The following is a 21,467-nucleotide window of genomic DNA, read 5'->3' as shown; positions in this document are numbered from 1 at the left end:
CTTTCCCTTCGTCCGCCTGCTTCGTCCACGGTCACTGGGAACCACTTGTCCCAGAGGGCGGCGGTCCGAGGCTCTCCCGAAGCCGGGCGGCGAGGCTCGCGGCCGTCTGGGGGTCGGTTCCTTCGGCCGCCAGGACGACCGCGAGCCGGCGTACCGCGTCGCGGAACGCCTCCCCGGCGTAGCGCCAGTCCGCGGGCACGGAGTCGCGTTCGCCGGGCAGGAGCAGCCCGAGGGCCGTGTCCCAGGCCCGGGCGGTGTTCGCGTCCGGGGCCGTGTTCGCGAAGTCGGTGAAAGCCGTGCGCCAGACGCGGCGCGAGACGGTGGCCGCGACGGCGTCCAGGGTGTCGGGCCACGGGCCCGGGCGGGCCAGCAGCAGCCGCACCTGGTCGAGCGGCGCCAGCGCGCTGCCCCGCACGCCACCGCCCAGTTGTGCCTCGACGTCCATCCCTGGAGTGATCTCGACGCCCGCGTCCCTCAGTTCGGCCAGGGTGACGATGTCGGCGGTGAGTCCCGGCGGGTTCCCGGGCAGGTCCTCCGCACTGACTTCGCCGGCGACCCACCGGCGCCGGGCGTCCGAGGGAGACGGTGGCGCTTGAGACGGGGTGTCGTCGCCGGTCGTGATGACGGCTGGGGCGGGTCCGGAGGGCTGGGCCGCCAACGCGGGCGGAAGGGTCTGCGACCAGTGCGCTCCGGTGTCGTCCTCGGGCGAGGTCACCACGAGAAGGGTCTCGTTCACGGCAGGTCGCCGGTCGAGGAGGCGTACGGGCTTCTCCGGCAGCCACACGGTCCGGGCGGCCCCCGTCCGGGCGGCGATCGCATCGGCCAGGTCGCCGTCCTTCTCCCCCGTCCCGACGGCGATGACCGGGACGTTCCGGTCCAGTTGTGCCAGAACGGGGTCGTGGAAGAGCAGTGCGGCGATCTCCTCGAAGGGCACCGGGCGGGTGGTGCCGTCCGGCCAGGGCATGTCGACATGTCCCGGGGTGGTGCCGCTCATGTCCAATACGTAGGCGGCGGAGTGGGTGTCCTTCCCCGCGCCCTTCTTGTGCCAGGGAGCCAGCGCCGCGCGGGTGCCCTTCAGTCCGCCGTCGGGTGAGATCACGTAGCGGTCCACCCACAGACGGCTCGGGACCGGCTTCGTCGTCCAACTGCGCCCGCCGCTCATGCCGGTCGCGGAGGTGATGAGGGTGCGGTCGTTCAGCGCGCCGTTGCGTTCAAGGTCGTACGCGGCGATCGCGGTGGGGTCGTAGGCGTCGCGACCGAGGGCCGCCGCGGTGGCCGCCATCCGCACGAGGTCCGCCCGGACGGCCTCGTCCCGCGGGTTCACGCCGGTGGGAAGGTGAAGCGCCTTCGTCGTCAGGGCGTCCGGGTCGGGGTGGTTCTCCACGCTCTCCACTGCCTTGACCGTGGCCCACAACGCGTTCTGCCGGTGCGCCGCGGTGATCCGCTCCCCCGCGCGCAGCCCCAGCACCTGGCGGGCCCACTCGTCGGCATCGTGCCGGCCGATCAGTTCGCGGGCCCGGTCCACGGAAGGCAGGGCGACGAAGTCGGGCAGCGCGGACCGGGAGTCGGTCGCCAGGTGCGCCGCCGCGGCTTCGAGCATCGTCCGTACGTCGTCGGGGTGCGGCGGCACGGGCCGCGTACCGGGGGCGGTGGTCAGGCCGTGGTGCGCGCGGGTGACCTGGTCGAGCAGGTCGAGCGTCAGTTCACCGTACTCCCGCAGGTTCTCGTCCCCGCGACGCATGACTTCGAGGGCGCCGATGCCGCGCAGCAACCCGCGGTACGTGCCCTCCGGGTCGTCCCTGTCCTCCTCCACGTCGACGCCGAACGTCGTCCGCAGGGCGCGGACCAGGCGCAGTGCCGTGTCCCGGACCATGGCCGGCGTGACGTCCGGGGAGGTCTCCAGGCCGGCCTGTGCGGCGAGGGTGTCGAGTTCGTCCGGGGTCGGTTCGGGGCGCACCTTCACCATGTCCACCGGGTCGTTCACCGGAGTGGTGGGGATGCCGTGGTCGTACAGCTTCCCGTGCGCGTACCGGCTCCAGTGTTCCCTGTTCGGGGCATAGAGGTCACGTCGTGTCACGTTGGAGACGTCCTGAGCCGCCGACGAGACGGCGAGCGGATCGGGCACGAAGGGGCGGCTCCGCTTCAGGGCGGCGGCGGAGTGTCCCTCCGGTCCGCTCCCCCAGCACGACAGGAACACGAGGGGGGTGTCCTGGTCGAGGCGGCTCACGCTGCGGCGCCGCCGGAGGTAGCCGCCGGTTTCCGCGCCCCGGACCGCGACGTTGTTCTGGAACATGCGCTCGACCATGAGCGTCTGCCCCGGCAGGCCGTGGACCACGAAGAAGTAGGGCTTGCGGCCCTTCCACGGCACCGGCCGGGGATTCCCGATCGGTACACCGGTGACCGGGTCGTAGACGGACCACTCGGTCGACCGGGTCAGATCTTGGAGCCACGGCTCGCGGCGGAACAGGTCGGGGCTGTTGACCACCGCGCGGCCGATGGGCCGGCCCTCGTCGGTGAGGGTGACCGACTTGACGTCCGCGTCCCGCAGAGTCCTGCCGTCGATCGTGTGCAGGACGGCTTCGGCGGGTTCCGGCCCTCCTTCGTCCGGTCCCAGGTCGCCGGGCTCACTGACGATCCACTCGCCGAGCGGCTCACCGATCAGCCCTTCGATCGAGTCGTCGTCGTCAAGGAGAGCCCGGTCGTCGGTCACCTCGACGCGGTGCCGACCGCTGTCCGGATGCGGCTTCAGCGCGGCGTCGCCGCTGTGCGACCACAGCGTCCTGCCGACCCGGGCCGCGGCCCCGCGCGGCAGGTCCAGCCCCATGGCACCGGCGTTCGGCCAGACAAGCACCACCTCGGCGGCATCCTGACGGCTCGCCAGGTCGTCGTCCTGAGCCAGTAGTTCGGCGAACTCCTCCGGCGACAGCTGCCACCGCTTGCTGCCGTCCGGCAGGGTCAGCCTGACCGAGGTGTGGTCGCCGCCCTTCGCGCCGATCACGTACGGGAGGGGTGCATCGGGTCGGCGCGTCCATGGTGACGGCCGGGGGTCGCGGTTGTCACCGTCCACCACGTCGTAGGAGGAGACGTCCACCTCCCCGGCGGACCGGCCCGTCCAGTTGCGGCCCAGGGGGGTGCCGTCCGGTGCGCTCAGGCGGGTGGCGTCGGACAACAGGCCCTGCTTGCCCAGGTGATAGGCGGTCAGTGCCGCCCGGCTGGTCGCCCGGCCGGCCGCCATCGCCTCGTCCACCAGCTCGTACAGCCGGCGCACACGGTTCGACAGGTTGTCGACGTCGAAGCGCACCGGCGCGGGCGCGGAGGCCGTGGACTCGCCGTCCGAGTCGGTGTCGGAGTCGGTGTCCGAGTCGCGTTCCGATTCGGGATCGTCCTCCGGGTTGTCGTCGAGGTGCAGGAGCTTTCCGGCGAGCCGGTCCGGGCCGGTGAAGTAGTCCGCCTCGCCGAAATCGTTCGGGCTGAGTTCCGCCAGTCGTGCGGCGGCCTCCGACAGGGGAGAGCGGTCGACCGTGATGACCGCCTGCCGCCGTGCCGCCCGCCCGGTGGCGCCGTCCATCGGGCCGACGGCGCCGATGTCCCGGCCGCCGCTCTCCGCGGTGATCGGGAAGTCCTCCGCCCGGACCGTGCCGCCGCGTACTTCCGCGACATTGCGCACGGCCCCCTCGTTGCGCTGGAGTTGACGCCGGATCTCGTCCCGGAGGAGGTCCCGCACGGCCTCCGCCCGCTGCCGGCCGACCGTCTCGGCGTGCTCTACGGCACCACCGGACAGCGCGAAGCGCGGGCCGTTGCTGTAACCGGTGACCGTGACCTCGGGCAGTCGAAGGCCCGCCCTCAGGTCCCGCAGGCCGGACAGCACGATCTGCTCGGCCAGGTCGGTGAGTTGGCGGCGCTGGTCGGGATCGGTGATGTCCCGGTGGCGGTGCTCGAAGGTGAACCTTGACCGGGACGGGGGAAGCGCCGGGGCGCTCTCGGGATCGGCCGCGCTCTCTTCATCGGCATCGACGTCCACGACCACGTCTACGTCGCGCGGGGCGTCTTCGGCGTCGGGCTCTGGCCGGGGTGCCGGGCCGTGCCCGTCGGGGCTCAGTGCCATCGTCCGCGTCTTCGGCGGCCCGGGAGCGGGTTCGGGCACAGGCGGAGGTGGGGGGACGGCCGCGGCGGTCTTCACCTGGTCGGTCCTGACTACGACACCCAGTCGGTCGCTGAACAGGGCCGCCACGTTGGTCAGCCAGTCGGCCGCCTCCGCCGCGTCCAGACCCGGCCGGACCGACTCGCTCATGTAACGGCCCGACTTGTCGTTCACCACCCACGAACGCAGCTTCGCGCTCCAGCGGAACTCGCCGGACACCCGGCTGCGCCCCGGCAGCGTCCGGCCCACCGCCGAATCCGCCGCGCGGCCGCCGTCGTCGACAAAACCGGCGGCGATGCCGGTATGGCCCAGCCCGTCCAGCGCCTTGCGCAGCGACTCCGCCGTCAGACCGGGGTCCTTCTCCCGCATTCCCGACAGCAGCGCGTCGAACTGCTCCGGCGTGATGATGCCGCTCAGGTCCTCCGTGCCCAGGATCACCCGCCCGTCATCGGTGACCGTGTACAGCCACACCGCGTCGCGGTTACCGGTGATCAGCAGGTCCGGATCGACCTCGTCCAGCGGCACCCACAGAGGGTTGAGACGTACGTCGCCGTCCCGGTCGCGTTCCTCGTCCTTGACCCGCTTCGGGAGGACCGACTCGCCGAACCGGTCGCGGGCTCCGGCGTCGCTGCCGTCGTAGTGGTTCCTGCCGTTGTAGTAGACCTCCGTCTGCCGCGTGGCGTTCTCGGATCCGGCGCCGCTGACCCGTCGGGCCCCCGAGGGCAAGGACCGCACCACATCGACCCGCAGGTCGAACGCGTGGGCGAGGAGGGGCAGGAAGACCTCCCCCGCGGGCGTCCCCCAGCGCCGCTCCCAGTTGGCGACGGCGTCCAGGAGCGTGGGCAGTTCGGTGGCGTCCAGCGGCGCGGCGCTCTCGGTGTAGGCGGTGCCGAGCAGGCGGCGCAGTGCCCTGTCGTCGAGGTCGTCGGGCCTCGGCAGCAAGCCGTGCCGCTCAAGGTGCTCGAACATCTGGCGCGGGCTCAGGTCCTCGGCCTCCGCCGCCACGACGGCCCGGGCGTCCTGCGGGGAGACGCCCGGTGCGGCAGGTTGCGACGCCACGCGGGCGTCGACGTACCGCCGCAGCAGTTCGGCGGGGTCGAGGGCCTCCGGGACGGGAACGTGCCGCACGCCGTGGTGGGCGAGGAGGGCGAGCATCCCGGCCCGGTCCATTGCCTGGACGCGCGCGGTGAACGCGTCGGCGACCGTCTGCCGGAACTGTCCGAGGATCTGCGGATGCAGCCGTCCCCCACTGCGGCGCACGTAGTTCTCCACGTACGACCGCATGGCGCGGAGCACGACCCGCGAAGGGCCGGTCGTGGTGCCGGACCTCGCCTGCCGACGCAGATCGGCGCGTACGGCGTCGGGGTTCCCCAGCAGGTCGTACGCAGCGCGGTCGGTGGTGGCGAGGCCGCCCAGGCGGCTGCGGATGTGCACGGGGTCGCCGGCCATGAAGGAGTACAGCAGGCACTCGCCCGTGCCGGGCACCGGCACCCGACGGCCTCTCGCCCGGCCGCTGTCGCTCTCCGGCTCGGAGGTGGTCTTCGCCTTCCCCTGAGGCGGATCGGTCGGCGGCTGCGACGCCGGGTCCCCAGCCTTCGCATTGGGCGCCGGGGGCTGCGAGGTCTCTGGCTCAGGGCGCGTGCCCTTCGGCTGGGAATGCGCATCCTGCGGCTGGGGCTGCGAGTCTCCCGGCTGGGGTTGAGTGCCCTTCGGCGGCGGCCCTTCTCTGTCCTTCGGCGGCAGCACCTCCGTCCCTTCGGGCAGCGGACCAGTGCCCTCGGCCAGGGCCACCTCACCCTCCGCCCCGCCCCGCGTGCCCTTCGGCGGCAGCACCTCCGTCCCTTCGGGCAGCGGACCAGTGCCCTCGGGCAGAACTTCCTGACCCTCCCCCCGGGGCCGCGTGGCCGGTACGCCCAGTTGATAGTGGCGGTCGTCCAGACTCAGCAGCACGTGTGCGCCGGAGTGGGCGGGCGTGCCGACCAGTCCCTCAAGGTCGTCCGTCGGGTTCCCCGGCGTGAAGTCCTGGAAGCCGCGGTCACTCCCGACCACCGTGACGCGCACGCCGAAGGTGCGTGCGGCGAGGAGCGGGAGCAGGTCCGCCGCGCCGTGGTTCCAGCCGGCCTCCGCCGGGGCGGCGCCCTGGCGCAGGAGTTGGGTGATGGCCAGTTCGGCCCGCACCTCGGGGGTCAGGCCGACGGCGTGCGGGAGGAGGCCGCCGAGGCCGTCGAACTCACGGCGGGCGGGTGTGTCCGTCCCGAGGTCCAGGCCCGCCGCCGCGATCTCCTCCGCGCTGAAGGTGTCGGTGTGGTCGGGGGCGACGGCGGCCAGCAGGTCCTCGTCGGCGTGGTCGGTGAGCCAGGAGGCCATCTTGCGGCGCAGCGCGGTCGTCGCTCCTGGATCGGCGGGGTCGATGCCTTCCGCGGCCAGTAGTCCCGGGGCGGCGTGTTCGAGGCCGAGGGCGAGCGCACGGAAGAAGGCGTCGCCGTCCCTGGGCACGTCGTGGAGCGTGTACGTCTCGTTCGTGGGAGAGGTGAGGACGGTGCCCGGTCCCGTGCCGGTCCGGGTGTAACGGGGCGGGGCCGGGGACTTGGGCCGAGGCGCCTTCGGCGGGGCCTGGTAGGTCACCGCCGGTGGCTCGGGGACACCGTCCAGTTGCTCGCGGCCCTCCGGGGTGGCCGCGAGCCGGTGCCAGCGGGTGAGCTGGTCCGCGCCGGCCCGCACCCGGTGGTACTCCGCCGCGGCCTGCTCCGCCGTCTCCCGGAGCGCGTCCAGTTCGGCGCGCCGGGTCTCGAAGGCCGTGCGTGCCGTGTCCCGGCGCGCGGTGGCCTCGTCGAGGGCCCGGCCGGGCGCTCGCGCGGACAGCAGGGCCGCGTCGAGGCGCGCGTCGGCCGCCGCCTTCTCGCCGCGCGCGGTCTCCAGCCGCAGAGCGGCCGCCTGCCGCCGGGTCCTGGCGGCCTCTTCGGCGTCGGCCAGGCGGGTCAGAGCGGCGTCCTGTTCGTCCCGCAGGAGTTGCGCCCAGCCGTCGTGCTCGGGTTCGGCGTACTCGTCGTCGGCGAAGGCGTCGACCTCGGCCTGCGCGGCGGCCACGGCGGCTGCCGCGAGACGGTGGTCGTCGCGCGCGTCGGCCTCGGTCCGGCGCAGGGCGGTGTCCGCGGCGTCGACGTCGGCCCGGGCCAGGTCGACCGGGCGGGTGGCCGCGCGGGCGGTCCGAGCGGCCTTGTCGAGGACGGCCTGCGCGGTGTCGAGGTCCGACCGCAGCCCGCTGGAGGCGCGCCGCTTCTTCCAGTAGGCCTTGTCGGCGTCGACCCACGCGTCGCTCGCGCTGCCGACCGCGTCCCACGCCTTCCCCACTTGCTCGGGGAAGTTGGTGTCGGTGATGATCCGCAGCTCGCGGGCGACGTCCTCCCGGATCCAGGTGACGACGTACGCCTCGGACTCCATCGCCTGCGGGCCCGACCTGGCCTTGGCGAGGGTCCCGCCCCGGATCCGGTTGGCGAGCTTGGAGTCGACGATGCTTCGGTGCACGTCGCCGACGCTGAGCCAGGTGGCCGGGACGGCGAACAGGAAGGAGCGGCCCGTCTTGGGTTTCAGGTTGCGCGAGGTCAGGTGGTCGTCCCCGACCGGCATCCCGTCGCCGTCGAGGTCGTTGGGGCCGGGACCGAAGAGTCCGATCTGGTTGAGGCCCGCGCTGTTGGGCGAGTCGTACAGGAAGGCGCCGCCGAAGCTCGCGGACTGGCTGTGCTCACTGGACGACGAGGTGCCGGCGTTCTCCCCGTACCGTCTGAGCACCTCCAGCTTCTTGCCGTCGGCGACCGTCAGTAGCAGCGCGCGGCTGAAGTCGGGCGCCGAGCGCAGGGTGAGCCGTCCGGTGTCGGTGCCCACGAGGGACTTCTCGGTCAGCCCCGCGACCTGGTAGCCGTCCGGTTCGGTGGTGCGGGGGAAGAAGGACGTGAGTGCCGTGGAACTGGTGCCGTCCTCCAACGCCTGCGCCGAACCGGTGCCCAGCCGGGTCAGTCCGGTCTCCCTGGTCCTGCGCAGAAGTGCGGTGAGAGCGGCGGCGTCGGGCCCGTCCTCACCCTCCAGGGCGCGCAGGGGGAAGCCGACGTCGTACGCCTTGGTGAGGAGGAGGTCGCCGGCCATGCGGATGTTCTCGACGCCGATGATCCCGCGCGGGTGCATGCCGTTCTCGGGGAAGGTGAAGGGCCGGGTGACGCCGTCGCCGTCCCGGACCGTCAGTTGCTCTCCGGTCTTGGGGAGGGGCACCGGCCGGGGCGGGCCGGCCAGTGCGGGGTCGGCCGCCGGGTCGGGTGCGGGCAGCAGTCGGCCGGGCCCGGAGGTGCCGGTCCCGTCCGTCTGCGTCTGCGTCTGCGTCTGCGTCTGCGGAGGTTCCGGCTCCATCAGGCTGAGCGGCACGTGCTCGCGCAGCTCGCCGACGTCGTCCTCCTCGACGATGCGCAGCCGGCCCCGGAAGCGGTCGAGGGCCGTGGGACTCCCCTTCGCCGGCTCCGGGTCGGCCGGCGCGGCGATGTGGGGCGTGTCGTCGGCCTCCAGGGTGATGCGCATCCGGTACGGGGTGACGATCTCCGCGTGCGGTTCGGTGGAGGCCGCCCGGTAGATGGTGACGGTGGTGACCGTGTGGCTGGAGGAGACCGTCTTCCGATTCGAGCCGCCTTCGGTGTACGTGGGTCCCGCCGCCGGCACGTAGGTGTTGCCGCCGTGCACCATCTGGCTGGTCATCAGGCCCACGTCCGCCCCCGAGGAGGCCTCCGAGTTCTGCTGGACGGTCTCGATGGCGCGCCGGTTCTCCTCCAGCTCGGCGCTGTGGTCGAGGCCGTCGAAGACAGGTGTGCCGGGGATCAGCTCGACGCGCGCCCGCACCCGCCTGCTGCCGATCCGCACACTGCCCCAGCCCCAGGCGCCGGCGGTGACCAGCGTCGACGGACCGGTGGTCGTCATCTCCCCCTTCAGCGCCCGGGTGGCGCGGGCCGTCACGAGCTGCCGGACACGCTCGCGGCTCGCGTCGTCGAGCCCCAGCTCCCGGATCCGCCGGTCGAACGCGAGCAGCACGTCGGTGGGATCCAGCGCGTTGACGGCGTACGTGCCGAAGGCGGCGCCGCGCATCCAGGGTTGCGGCGTCCAGGCCTGACCGGTGTAGCGGGGGACGTCGCCCAGCCCGTCGTCGATCAGGCCCAGCCGGTGGGCGCTCTTCTCCGGCAGGTGCCCCAGCAGACCGCCGGGGCTGGTCAGGGCCGTGCCCGCCGCTCCGGCGAGGGAGCGCGGCACGAGGGCGCCGGCCGCCGCGGCGGTGCCGATCCGGCCCGTGCCCAGCCGGCTGGAGAGCAGTGCGAACCAGTGCTGCACATCGCCGGCCACCAGCACCTGGTGGGTGAAGCCCTTGCGGTTCATGTCCGCGACGACCGTGCGGACGACGCTGAGACTGTGCGCGCGGGACACCGAGAGGGGGTTGGCGACGATGCCGTAGCCGCCCATGAGGCCGTGGCCGGGGCTCTGGGCGACCGCGTAGACCAGCTGGCCGCCGAAGACGAAGCTGGTGCTGTTGCTGATCTTGCCGGCGGCCTGGCGGGTGCCGCCCAGGGTCATCTCGGTGTCCACGGACATCGGCGGGGTGAGGGCGTGCAGGTTCCCGACCGCCGTCGCGTACCGGAAGGTTCCCCACAGCTCGCCGTAGGGCCCCTTGCCCAGCAGGCCGCTGCCCGTCAGGCCCAGCGGCCCCGAACTCTGGTCGAAGCTGGACGCGAGGTACTGGGGGGTGAAGGTGCGGACGATCGCGTCCCGGGTGGGGGCGCCCTCCTTCACCAGTTGCCAGGCGCTGCCCGACGCCGTCTTGAGGACCCGGTCCACCTCGGCGGTCAGCGTGGGTGACAGCACCATGTTGACGATGACGAAGGGGTGCTGCCGGAACTCCTTGAACTGCCGTGTCCCGCGGTCGGCGAGCCGTCCGGCGGGCTGGCCGGTGCCGGGGCCCGCGGGCAGTACGAGATCCCCCTTCGCCAGCGCGAGGGCCCGCTCGGTGGTCAGGGACGCGGGGGCGGGCTCGTCGGACAGGTAGGGGTTGAGGGCCCCGTCCGCGTACGGGTCCGCGTCCGGGGTGTGCTGGACGGGGACACCGATGAGCACCTGACCGGTCACCGGGCCGCCGCCCGAAAGGCGGCCCAGCGGCGTGCGGCCGAAGAGCACGTTGACCGGCTCGTCCAGGACCAGCAGCCCCGGCAGCCCGAGACCCAGACCGCGGATCAGGCCACGGGGCCTCCAGTAGCCGCCCATCGCCGCGGTGAGGGCCAGGTCGTAGCGGTACAGGTGGGTGGGCTGGTTGCTCACCGACATCGGCTCGTTGGTGACCGTCGAGCCGAAGCCGGTCTCCGTCTCCCACTGCCATCCCTGGCGTGCGCCCAGGGTCAGCCCGAGCGTGTTCCGGGGCAGGCCCGCGCCGTCGACGTTGTTGTCGCGGCCCGAGAAGGTGCCTTCGAAGCCGAGGTCGACGCCCCGTTTCGTGCTCGTCTGGCCGTCGAGCCGGTCAATGCCCTGGGCACTGAAGCGCATGCCCTCGTTGACGTCCTTGCCCTCGTAGCGGCGTCGGGTCAGCGTCCCGTGCACACGGACGGTGTAGTAGGTCTGCCCGACGGCGTCGGGGTCGGTGAGTCGGATCGGCAGACCGATCGTGGTCAGCGCCTCCAGGTTGGCGGTGACGTTCTGCTGCGACAGCACGCCGAGGACCTGGAGGGTGTTCTGGAGCGCGATGCGGTACTTGACGGGATCGGTCCACCGGGGCGGCCTGGGCAGGCTCTGAGCCGCCTGGAGCACCTGGTCCGGGTTGTTCCTGAGCAGGTCGCCCAGGCGGGCGCGCCAGCCCTTCGGCAGGTCGGGCGGCAGCAACTGGTCGAGGGGCACCACCAGTCCCTGGCGCAGATGCGCGAGGGCGTCCACCACGCCGTCGGCGAACGCGTCCAGCAGGGTGCGGCCCACTCCGTCCGCGGCGTCCGGGGTGACCCGGGTGCGCAGGCCGTCGTCGAAGGTGAACTCCTTCACCCGGTGCATGCCGAGGGTCCGCGGCCGGTCCACGGTCAGGTAGGCCGGCACGAACGGCGGGGCGGCACCGTTGCGCAGGGCGATCGTGGTCCCGTCGTCCCATCCGGCCAGCCGCCGTGCCTCGGAGCTGGTCATCCGGTCCAGGCTCCACGTGAGGAAGCTCCTCGGCGGTGAGTTGTCGCCGGCCTGCCGCACCCGCACCGACTTCACGACCAGGTACAGCGCGGTCCTGGGCCCCTTCACCTGGCCGGCCGACTTGAGGGTGCCGGCCCCGCCGAGCCCGACCGACCAGGTCTTCGCGTACGAGTACTGGGCGGTCGGTCCGGCCTGGAGCCGAAGGTCGAAGGGGGCCGTGCCGGGATCGAAGAAGTTGAAGGCGGGTCCGGCGACGGCTTGCAGCAGCAGGCTCCTGCCCTGCGCCCGACTCCGCTCGCTGCGGACCGTCGAGGTGTTGATGTCCCGCATCTCGGCCTGGTCGGTCTCGCCGACGAGCACCGCCGCCCGCGGAATGAGTTCCTCCACCACGAAGACGCCCAGCGGCGACTTCTGCTTGTCGTCGGCGAACAGCGGCGGGGTGGTGATGCGGCCACGCGCCATCGTGCCGCCGTGCCGCTGGAAGCTGTCGCCCGAGAAGAAGATGTCCAGCTCCGTGTAGGCGGAGCTGCCGGGCAGCGCTCCGATCTGTCCGGCGGCCCAGTCGCGGATCGCCGTGACGGGGCCGAACCCCTCGATACGGACGAAGCGGTACTGGGAGTTGCGGTCCAGGTCGATGGACCGGGGGATCCGGCCCGGCTTCGGCATCTCGGTCACGCTGTCGGGCAGGCGGACCAGGAGTCCCTTGCGGACGCCGAAGGAGAACCGGGCGGGTGCGGCCAAGTCGGTGACGGGGGCGGGCTCGGCCTCGCCGCCAGGCCCTGCGGCGAGGCCGGTGACGACCCGTCCGGTGGCATCGGTGACGCGCATCTCGTAGTGGACGTCGTCCAGGAACGCCCGCGACTTGTCCAGCGTCCGCGTCTCCATCTGGTTCATGCGCTGGTCGGTCAGCGTGTAGCCGACCTTGTCGATGAAGCCGAACCGCAGGGCGAGACGGCCGAAACCGCCGAACGCCGCGGTGCCCGCCGGGCCGATCGGCCCGCCGAGCCCGTACTGCGAGTTGGCCTGCATGTTCTTGGTCAGTCCGAAGGTCGCGGCCGCCCGGTGCATGCTGTCGATCTTCGTCTCGTCACCGATGCCGTCGTCGAACGGGGCCCAGTTGCCGTGGTGCCGCGCCCTGACCCACAGGACGCGGACCTTGCCGTCGGCGTTGACGTACGGGAAGGGGCGCCCCTCGCCGTCGGCCAGGGTCTTCGGCTTGTCCCGGAGCGTCTGGCGGACCTCGTCCAGCAGCTGCGTGCCGTCCGCGGGCCGGGCATCCGGCCTGCGTCCCAGTTCGCGGTCGATGGCGTCCACCACCTGCTCGAAGCCGCGCAGGACGACCGTGCTCTGGCCGAAGGTACCGGGATTGGCGAGGAGCTGTTCCAGCTCGGCGGCGGTCAGTCCGGTGGGCAGCAGCGACGGGAGGTCATCGACGTACGCGGGCATTCGCCTGCCGTCCTCGAACCTGGCCGGGGAGCGGCGTTCGCGTGAGGGGGCCGCCATGGCGGGGTCGAGGAGAGGGCCGTCCCCGACGGACGGGTCCGGCTCGGGGCGCTCCGGAACGAGGGCCGGCGTCAGGTCCCGCGCCTGGGACGAAGGGCCGTCCGCGAACGTGGTGCCGGCGTCCGTCGCGGGTTCCGGGCGCGCCCGCACGGCCGACCAGTCGTCGGCCCGCTGACGCCGGCCGTCCGCGAGGGGGAGCAGGGAGAGGACGTGCGGGCTCGACGGGTCGCCCTGCGCGAGCAGGTCCACCGCACCCGGTGACGTCCATACGCCGCGGCCGGTACCGGCGCTCACGACGCTCGTGGCCCGCGGTGTCGGCTGTGCGCCGGGTGTCGTGTGCGGGGCGGCGAGGACGACGTCGGCGGCCCTGGGGCGGGTGTTGAGCCCCGGGTCCCGCGCCAGCAGTTCGGCGACCTCCTCGTACGGCGCCCGGACACGGAGTCCGCCGGGCAGGTTCATGGTCAGGTGGTCCGGCCCGCTCTCGCCCCACACCAGGTACGGCGTGGGTGTGGTGGGGTCGGTGGTCCACGGCATCTTCGCCCTGCGCAGGGGGCGGTGGCCGCCGTCCGGTGTCGCCGCCATGACGAGGGCGCTGCCGACGTCCACCGTCACGGGGGACGAACCCCGTGCCCAGGCGCGTCCGGCCGGTGCCCCCTGGTCGTCGGAGAGCAGGGTGTCCGGGGAGAGGGCCCCCAGCAACTCCAGGTGAAAGGCGCCCAGTTCGGTCAGGTTGTCCACGTCGACGCCGGCGGCCGCCGCCCGCACGACCAGTTCGAGCAGGTCGGGCCGCCGGGCCGGGTCCGGCCGGTCCAGATGGAGCAGTCGGCCCGTGAGGGCGTCCACGTCGGGTGTCCGGCTCACCCACTCCAGCGCCTTGACGGTCGCCCAGAACAGCTCGGACCGCTCGGGCTGCCCGATGGCCGCCGTGTCCGGGTCGACCCCCAGGACATGGGCGGCCTCGTCGTGCACGTCCTGGTCGGTGAGACCGTCCAGCGCTTCGGCCACGGTGACCACGTGCGGCAGGGTCGCGAAGTCCGTGAGTACGGCGCCCGGATTCCGGCGCACGGCGTCGGCGGCCCCGGCCAGCAGGTCCCGGTAGGCGTCGGGTCCCAGGTCGCCGTCCACGACGCCGTGTTCCGTCGCGCGGATCTCGCGGGCCGCGCGCTCGAACAGGTCCAGGCTGAACGGCACGGTGTCACGCAGCAGCGGGTCGCTGTGGCGCATGGTCTCCAGAGCGCCGATCCCGGCGAGGAGTTCGCCGTAGCGGCTGTCGTCCTCGACGCTCACCCCGAACGTCAGCCGCAGCGCGCGCACCAGCCGCAGCGTCCGCTCGCGGGTCTGGGGCGATGGCGGTCCCAGCGGGTCGGTGTGCAGGCCCGCCGCGCGGGCGCGGTCGTCGAGCAGGTCGCCGGTGGGTTCGGGCCGGTGCTCCACCCACTGGCCGCGCCGCCCCCGGGAGTCGGTGTGAAGGGCGTGGACGGGCTTGTCGTTCCGCCAGACGATGCCGACCGCGTGGGTGCCGCCGTACGTGGTGCGGCCGGTCTCGTTGGCGACGTGCTGGCTCTCGCTGACGACCGCCAGCGGGTCGGGGACGAACGTGTCGTCGACGCCCCGGCGCGTGCGGACCACACCCGGCGGCTTCGCGCTGGAGCACGCCTCCATCAGCACGGCGTGGTCCTCCGGGAGCCGCGCCAGGCTCGGACGGCGCTTGAGCATCCCACCGGTCCGCTCCTGCCGGGTGCTGTGGTCGGGGTTGGACAGGGTGGGCACGCGGGTCTCGCCCGGCCGGGCGTGGGCGGCGAAGACGTACACCGGCTTGCCGGCGAACGGGACGGGCTGGTCGTCCTTGGTCCATTCGTCGGTGGCCTTGTTGTAGTGGTGCAGCTCCGTCGCCGTCGTCGCGTGCCGCAGGTCCGCCAGCGTCCGCGGGGGTTCGTTGTCCGCGAATACGCCCCGGCCGATCGGCCCCCGGTCGGTGACGATGGTGCGGGACAGCGTCTCCTGCTCCCAGAAGGGGGCGTTCGCGGACTCGGCGGGGTCGAGCACCTGGCCGGGGGTGCTGCGGATCCAGTCGACCCGTTGCCCGCCCCGGCCACCGCGCAGGGAGACGACGTACGGCTGTGACGCATCCTGCGGTGACGGGTCCTGCTGCGGGGTGACGTCCACGCCGCCGTCGGCCGACCACACGTCCCTTCCGATCCGGTCCGCGGCCCGGCGCGGCAGTTCCAGGCCGCGGGCACCGGCGCCGGGGACGAGCAGCACCACGGGAACGTCCGCGGGCAGTCCGGCCAGCTCCGGGTCGAGGGCCAGCAGTTCGGCGAAGACGTCGAGCGGCACCTCGCGGGGGGCGCCGTCGAAGCCGCGTACGACGATGTGCTGGTGATCGCCGTGCGCCCGCACGGCGTACGGTTCGGGCTCGCCCGGTCGGTGCCAGGGCGCGGTGTCCACGTCGGTGCGGTACGGGCTGCCGTCGGACCGGAGTGCCGTTCTCCCGGTGTGCGAGAGATTCAGGCCGGGGAGGTGAGCGGTGGTCCAGTCGCGGCCTCGGGGGCGCCCGTCCGGGCCGGTGGTCAGGGCGCGGGTGGGGGCCAGGACGCCTTGGTGCCGCAGGTGGAGCGCGGCGAGGGCGGCCAGGCTTCCGGCCGACTCCGCCGGCTCTGCCGTGGCCAGCCGCAGCACTTGGCCGCGCTGTACGTCGGTCACAGGATCGGCGGGGCCCAGGAGCAGCACCCGGCGGGTCACGGCTTCCAGGTCGAACGGGCCGTGGTCCAGCAGGGGGTCGTCCTGGCGGAGCCGGTCGAGGTGCGCGAGCGCGTCACGAAGGATCGCGTACCGGGGACCCGACACGACGCCGGGACCGTAGAGGTCCGTCAGCAGTTCTCGCTGCCGGGTCTCCTCATCGGTCGAGGACGGCTCGGACGGGTCCGACGAGACGGTCGGCGGGCGCGACGCCGCGGGCGGCGGGTAGGTCTCGGTGGTGTCCCCGAACACGTCGTCGTCGAGGTCGTCCGGCAACGGCATGCCGCCGCTCTCGCCCAGCACCGCATCACGACGGCCCGTGCTCCCGGCGCCCTCCTCCCGGTCCGCGAACGTGACCTCGTCCACTCCGGTGTCGCCGCCGGTCGGCACACCCGTGCTCGACGCTGAGGAGTCGCCGGGGCGCAGGACCGACCAGTCGGCGGCGGGCGGACGGCCCGGCACCCCGGGGAGCAGGGTGGGGACGTACGGCCGCGACGGCCCGGTCCCGGCCAGGGCCACACCGCCCTGCGAGGCCCACACGGCCCGGCCGGTCCCGGCGCCGATGACGGCTCGCGGATCGGCGTCCGAGGAAGAGGAGGCGGCGGCGCCGGAGGGCGGTGCGGTGAGCGGGACCACCTTCGAGACCGCCAGGACGATGTCCGTGCCGTCCGCCGGGCGGGTGTTCAACGCCGGGTCCCGCACCAGCAGTTCGGCGACCTCGTCGTACGGCACCCGGCCGCGGAAGCCGCCGGGCAGGTTCATCAGCAGGTGGTCCGGGCCGCCCCCGGCCCACACCGTGTAGGCCGAGGGCCCGCCCGGCGCGCGCCACGGCGGTGGCTCCTGGCTCACGGGCTGGAAGCCGCCGCCCGCCTTCGGGGCGGCGACGACGACGCGGTCGGTCGCCATGGTCGCGTTCGGCGGGGCCTGCGCCCAATGACGGCCCACCGGCGCGCCGTCGGTGTCGCGGAGCTGGGTCTCGGGCGAGAGGGCGCCGAGCGTCTCCAGGTGGAAGGCGCCCAGTTCGGTCGGGTTGTCCACATCGACGCCGACGGCCGCCGCCTGGGCGACCAGGTGGAGCAGGTCGGGCCGCCGGGCCGGGTCCGGCCGGTCCAGGTGCAGGATCCTGCCGGTGAGGGCGTCCGGGTCGGGGGTGCGGCTCTCCCACTCCAGGGCCTTGACCGTCGCCCAGAACAGCCGGGCCCGCTCGGCGTCCCCGACGCCCGCCGGCCCGTCGTCCAGCCGCAGGACGTGGGCGGCCTCGGTGTCCAGGTCCTGGTCCGTGAGACCGCCCAGCCGCCGCGTCGCGGCGGTGACGTGGGGCAGGGCGACGAAGTCGGAGAAGACGGTGCCCGGTTGCCTGCGCACGGCGTCGGTGGCCCGGGTGAGCAGGTCCCGGTAGGCGTCGGGGCCGGGGGCATCCTGCCGGTCCGCGTGGGCGGCGCGTTCGAACAGGTCCATGGAGAACGGGACGAGGTCGCGCAGGGCCGGATCGGCCGCCCGCATCGACTCCAACGCCCCGATCCCTGCGAGGAGATCGCCGTACCGGCTGTCGTCCTCGATCGCCGCGCCGAAGGCCAGCCGCAGCGCGCGGACCAGCCGCAGCGTCCGTTCGCGGGTGGCGTCCGTGACCGGCTGCTCGGGGTCGATGTGCAGGCCCGCCGCGCGGGCACGGTCGTCCAGCAGGTCGCCGGTGGGTTCGGGCCGGTGCTCCACCCACTGGCCGCGCCGCCCCCGGGAGTCCGTGTAGAGGCGGTGGACGAACGTCCCGTCCGGCAGGGTCGCGAAGCTGACCATGTGGGTGCCGCCGTACGTGGTGCGGCCGGTCTCGTTGGCGACGTGCTGGCTCTCGCTGACGACCGCCAGCGGGTCGGGGACGAACGTGTCGTCGACGCCCCGGCGGGTACGGACCACACCCGGCGGCTTCGCGCTGGAGCATGCCTCCATCAGCACGGCGTGGTCCTCCGGGAGCCGCGCCAGGCTCGGGCGCCGCTTGAGCATGCCGCCGGTCTCCCGCTGGTGGGAGTGGTGGGCCGGGTCCGTCATGGTGGGCACGCGGGTCGCGCCGGGCCGGGCGTGGGCGCCGAAGACGTACACCGGCTTGCCGGCGAACGGGACGGGCTCGTCGTCCTTGGCCGACTCCCCGCTGGCCGGGTTGTAGTGCCACAGCTCCGACGACTCCGTCGCGAGCTTCAGCGCCGTGATCCGGCGCGGGGCCTCGGAGTCCTCGAACACGCCTCTGCCGATGGTGGTGCCCCCGTCGGTGACGACGCTGTGCGAACGCACCTCGCGCTCCCAGGCCGGGGCGTTCTCGTACTCCGCCGGGTCGAGCACCTGACCGGGGGTGCTGTGGATCCAGTCGGCGCGCGGCAGCCCCTCCCCGTACAGCAGGGAGACGACGTACGGCCGCGACGGGTCCTGCTGCGGGGACACCTTCACGGTGCCGTTGGCCGACCAGACGTCCCTGCCGACCCGGTCCGCCGCCTGGCGCGGGAGATCCAGGCCACGGGCGCCGGCGTCGGGGACGAGCAGCACCACGGGGGTGTCCGGGGGCAGCCCGGCGAGCCGGGGGTCGCGGGCCAGCAGTTCGGCGAACACGTCGAGGGGCACCGGGCGCGGGGCGCCGTCGTAGCCGCGTACGACGATCCGTTCGTGGTCGCCCTCCGCCATCACCACGTACGGTTTCGGTTCTCCGGGCCGGTGCCAGGGCGCGGACTCGACGTCGCCGCGGCCCAGGGTGCCGTCGGGGTTGCGGACCACCTTTCCCACCTCGGTGAGGTCCAGGTCGGGGATCGAGGTGTTCGTCCAGTTGCGGCCCCAGACGCCGCCGTCGTCGGCGGTCAGCGCCTGGGTGAGGGACAGCGCGCCACGCAGCTCCAGGTGGAAGGCGGACAGCGTGGCCAGACTGCCCGCGGACTCCACCGCCGGGTCCAGCGCCAGCCGGAACAGCTCGCTGCGCTGTGCGTCGGTCACCGGCGCGGCGGTGTCCAGGAGCAGCACCCGGCGGGTCACGTCGTCCAGGTCGAGCGGGCCGTCGCGCAGCGCGGGAACGGCCTGCCGGAGCTGGTCGAGGTGCGCGAGGCTGTCCCGCAGCGCGGGATGGAGGGGGTTCGCCGAGATCCCCGGGCCGAACACGTCCGTCAGCAGCCGGTCGTACAACGCCTCGGTGGCTGGGTCCGTCCCCGCATCCGACGATACGGAGTCCGGCTCGATGTCCGAGGCGAAGTCGGGCTCGAGGTCGGGCTCGGACGCGTCCTGGCCGTCCTCCCAATCCATGATCATGTCGACGGAGTCGGGTGAACCGGGCCCGGAAGAGGGGCCGGTCGGGATTTCGCTCGGCCTCGGGGAGCTGAGCGGCGTCTCGTCGACGGTGACGGGCTGGGTGTGCGGCACGTCCCGGGGGACGACCGGGGACGGTTCCGCCGGGTCGACAAAGGTGACCGGGTCGTCCTCGGACTCGGTGCGCACGGGCCGGTAGGGCTGCGGGAGGTCGGACGTGGTCCGGCTGTCGGGCTTCGGCACGACGGAGGACGGGCGGGACTGCTCCGACCCCTCGGACTCCCCGGGCGAGAGGGTGCGGACGCCGTCCGGGGTGACCGGGTCCGGGAGAGTCGGCCCGGCGATGACCGCCGGATCGTCGGACGAGGCGGTCTGCGGCCGTTGCTGCGGGACGGAGTACGGCGCGGACTGACCCGGGAAGGCGGTGGGGACCGGGTTGAGGGCGGAGAAGACGGTGTCGGTGCCGGGGGCCGTGTCGTAGTCCGGGAGGGACGAGGGGGAGGAGACCGAGGAGACGTCGCTGGTGTGGCTGAAGACCGACGCGTTGTCGCTGATGTCACCGCGGTAGGAGTCGGAGTCGTCTCCGTACGTGTCGCCCAGAGGGTCGCGGTACACGCTGCCGTCCGCGTACGTGCCGCCGTAGCCGTCCCGGTACGGGTCGCCGTGAACGTCCCGGTAAGTGCTGCCGTCGTCGTATGTGTTTTTGTACGGGTTCTCGTACGTGTTCTTGTACGTGTACCGGTTCTCGCTCCCGTTCCTGCCGCCGTCCCGGTCGCGGCCGCCCGGCAGGTCGTTGATGTCGTCGGCGCCGAAGCGCAGGTCACGGAAGAACTGGTCGTTCAGCCACTTCCCGCCGTACTCCGCACCCGTGGAGGTCGCCTCGAAGAGGGCGCCGCTGAGGCCGGCGCTCACGAACGTGCCGGGATTGAGCGTGAACGTGCCCCGGAAGATCAGTCCGGTGAAGGCCTCCGCGAAGGTCTCCGCCTGCCCCTCGTTGACGAAGGCGAGCGGAAGGTCGAACACCTCCTTCCACGTACGGTTGTCCTTGAAGAGGTTGCGTACGATCGGCCCGCTGAACTGGGAGAACAGGCCTCCGAAGAGCCCCGCGAACGCGCCGGCGACCGCCGACTGGCCGATGTCCTTCCAGTCGAAGCTGTTGCGGCGGCGGTCCGGGTCGTCCGGCACGGTCATGGAGATCAGCTGCGCGGCGAACGAGACGAACGCCTCCTGGATCGCCTCCAGCAGCACCGACAGCGGCGTGGGGATGGCACGCCCCAGCCGCTGGAGAAGCAGCAGGATGGTGAGTGCGGTGCGTGCCTTCTGGATGGCGATCTCGGTGAGCGACGTGCCGCCGGTGAAGACGGCCAGCGCCGCGATCAGGGCCAGTTCGATGTTCATCAGGATGAACTCGAGGAGGATCTGGTACTTCGCCTCGGACAGCTTGATGGAGCGGTCCCCCTGCCGGGAGCCAAGTTCCCTGAGTTCGTCGGAGAACTTCTCCAGATGGTTCTGGCCGTTGTCGTCGACGAACAGCTTCATCGCGGCCACGAACTCGTCGGCGATCCGCGGCGGGAGCGAGTTCCCGGCGGTGGAGATCGCTCCCTTCATCGCGTCGGACAGGTCCCTGATGTCGTCGGCCAGCCGCAGGTAGGGATTACGGCTGTCGAAGCCCAGGTCCTCGTTGCCGGTGGCGACGTTCGCGCCCACCCAGACCTCGATGAACTCCCGCAGCCCGGGCGGGAACATGATGGCCATTCAGCGCCTGTTCTCGCTTCCCGAGCCCTGCGCCTCGATGTCGTCCACTGCCTGGGTCTGCGGCCGCTGCACATGGTCGGCCTCCGCGGCGACGGCGTCGACCAGCGCCATGAACCCGCTGGTGATGGCCAGGACGGTGTCCGTCACCTGCTGCTGTTCCCTGCGGACCTGCTCGCCGACCGCGTTGGCGAAGTCGTCGTCGCCGCCCTCCTCGCCCCACCAGCCCGCGTACGCGGCGTTCCCGTTCTCGAACCGGGGCAGCATCTCGTCGCCGTAGCGCACCGCGTCGGCGAGATGCCGGGAGCCCTGCAGAATCGCCTGGATGTCGGCGGAGTAGTTGCCGGCCATGGTCACGCGCCCTCCTGTCGTCCGTCGTCCGCGGCGCGCCCCGCCGTCCTGGGCGGGGTCGCGGGTTCCTCGTCGTCCTCGACGATCTCGTCGCGGAGCCTGCTCATCGCCGTGGACCCCTCCGTCACGGAGGTCTCCTTGAGCAGGGTTCCGAAGAGGGACTCCCAGTCGACGCCCATGCGTTGCGGGGCGGCACCGCGCGCGGTCATCCGGGTGAGCGGGTCGAGGGTGGCGACGACCCGGCGTGCCATCTCGGCCCGCGCCTGGTTCGCGGCCTCCAGCACCGCCGCGGAGAGCTGGGCGGCGGCCATGGTCCGGTACTTGCCGTCGAGGAACTCCAGGCTGGTCAGCTCCCCCTTCGCGCCGACGGAGACCCGCACCGACCGGTCCGCCGAGCGCGCGGTGACCGACGCCGCGTCCAGCTCGGCGCGTGCCGACGCCGCGGCCTGTTCCGCCGCCTTGAGGTGGGCCATCGCCTGGGCCACACGGTCCTCCATCGGCTGACTCATCCCGGTCCCCTTCC

Annotated in this window: 3 protein-coding genes; all 3 read right to left on the bottom strand. The window is 73.0% G+C overall.

The genetic code is table 11. From position 1 onward, the window contains the following. Positions 1–31: 31 nt before the first annotated feature. From ACZ5XS_RS13880 to ACZ5XS_RS13870, 3 genes are read right to left on the bottom strand one after another with little or no spacing between them, the layout of a single operon-like run. Positions 32–20,596, bottom strand: coding sequence for a lonely Cys domain-containing protein (locus ACZ5XS_RS13880; protein ID WP_468650904.1), 20,565 nt, complete (start codon positions 20,594–20,596; stop codon positions 32–34). Beyond that, on the bottom strand, positions 20,597–20,950 hold the full coding sequence (locus tag ACZ5XS_RS13875; RefSeq protein WP_468650902.1) for a hypothetical protein: 354 nt from the start codon (positions 20,948–20,950) through the stop codon (positions 20,597–20,599). It abuts the gene before it with no gap. Next, positions 20,947–21,453: a YbaB/EbfC family nucleoid-associated protein gene (locus ACZ5XS_RS13870; RefSeq protein WP_468650900.1), complete on the bottom strand. Its 507-nt coding sequence runs from the start codon at positions 21,451–21,453 to the stop codon at positions 20,947–20,949. Before ACZ5XS_RS13870 ends, ACZ5XS_RS13875 begins: the two co-directional genes overlap by 4 nt. Positions 21,454–21,467: the final 14 nt, after the last annotated feature.

The organism is Streptomyces sp. NPDC033131 (genome assembly GCF_055578365.1).
This window is presented reverse-complemented; position numbering and strand designations above follow the sequence as displayed.

What these genes read in the sequence shown, in the direction of transcription:
- ACZ5XS_RS13880 (WP_468650904.1), bottom strand. Translation starts at nt 20,596, where the DNA reads ATGGCCATCATGTTCCCGCCCGGGCTGCGGGAGTTCATCGAGGTCTGG.
- ACZ5XS_RS13870 (WP_468650900.1), bottom strand. Translation starts at nt 21,453, where the DNA reads ATGAGTCAGCCGATGGAGGACCGTGTGGCCCAGGCGATGGCCCACCTC.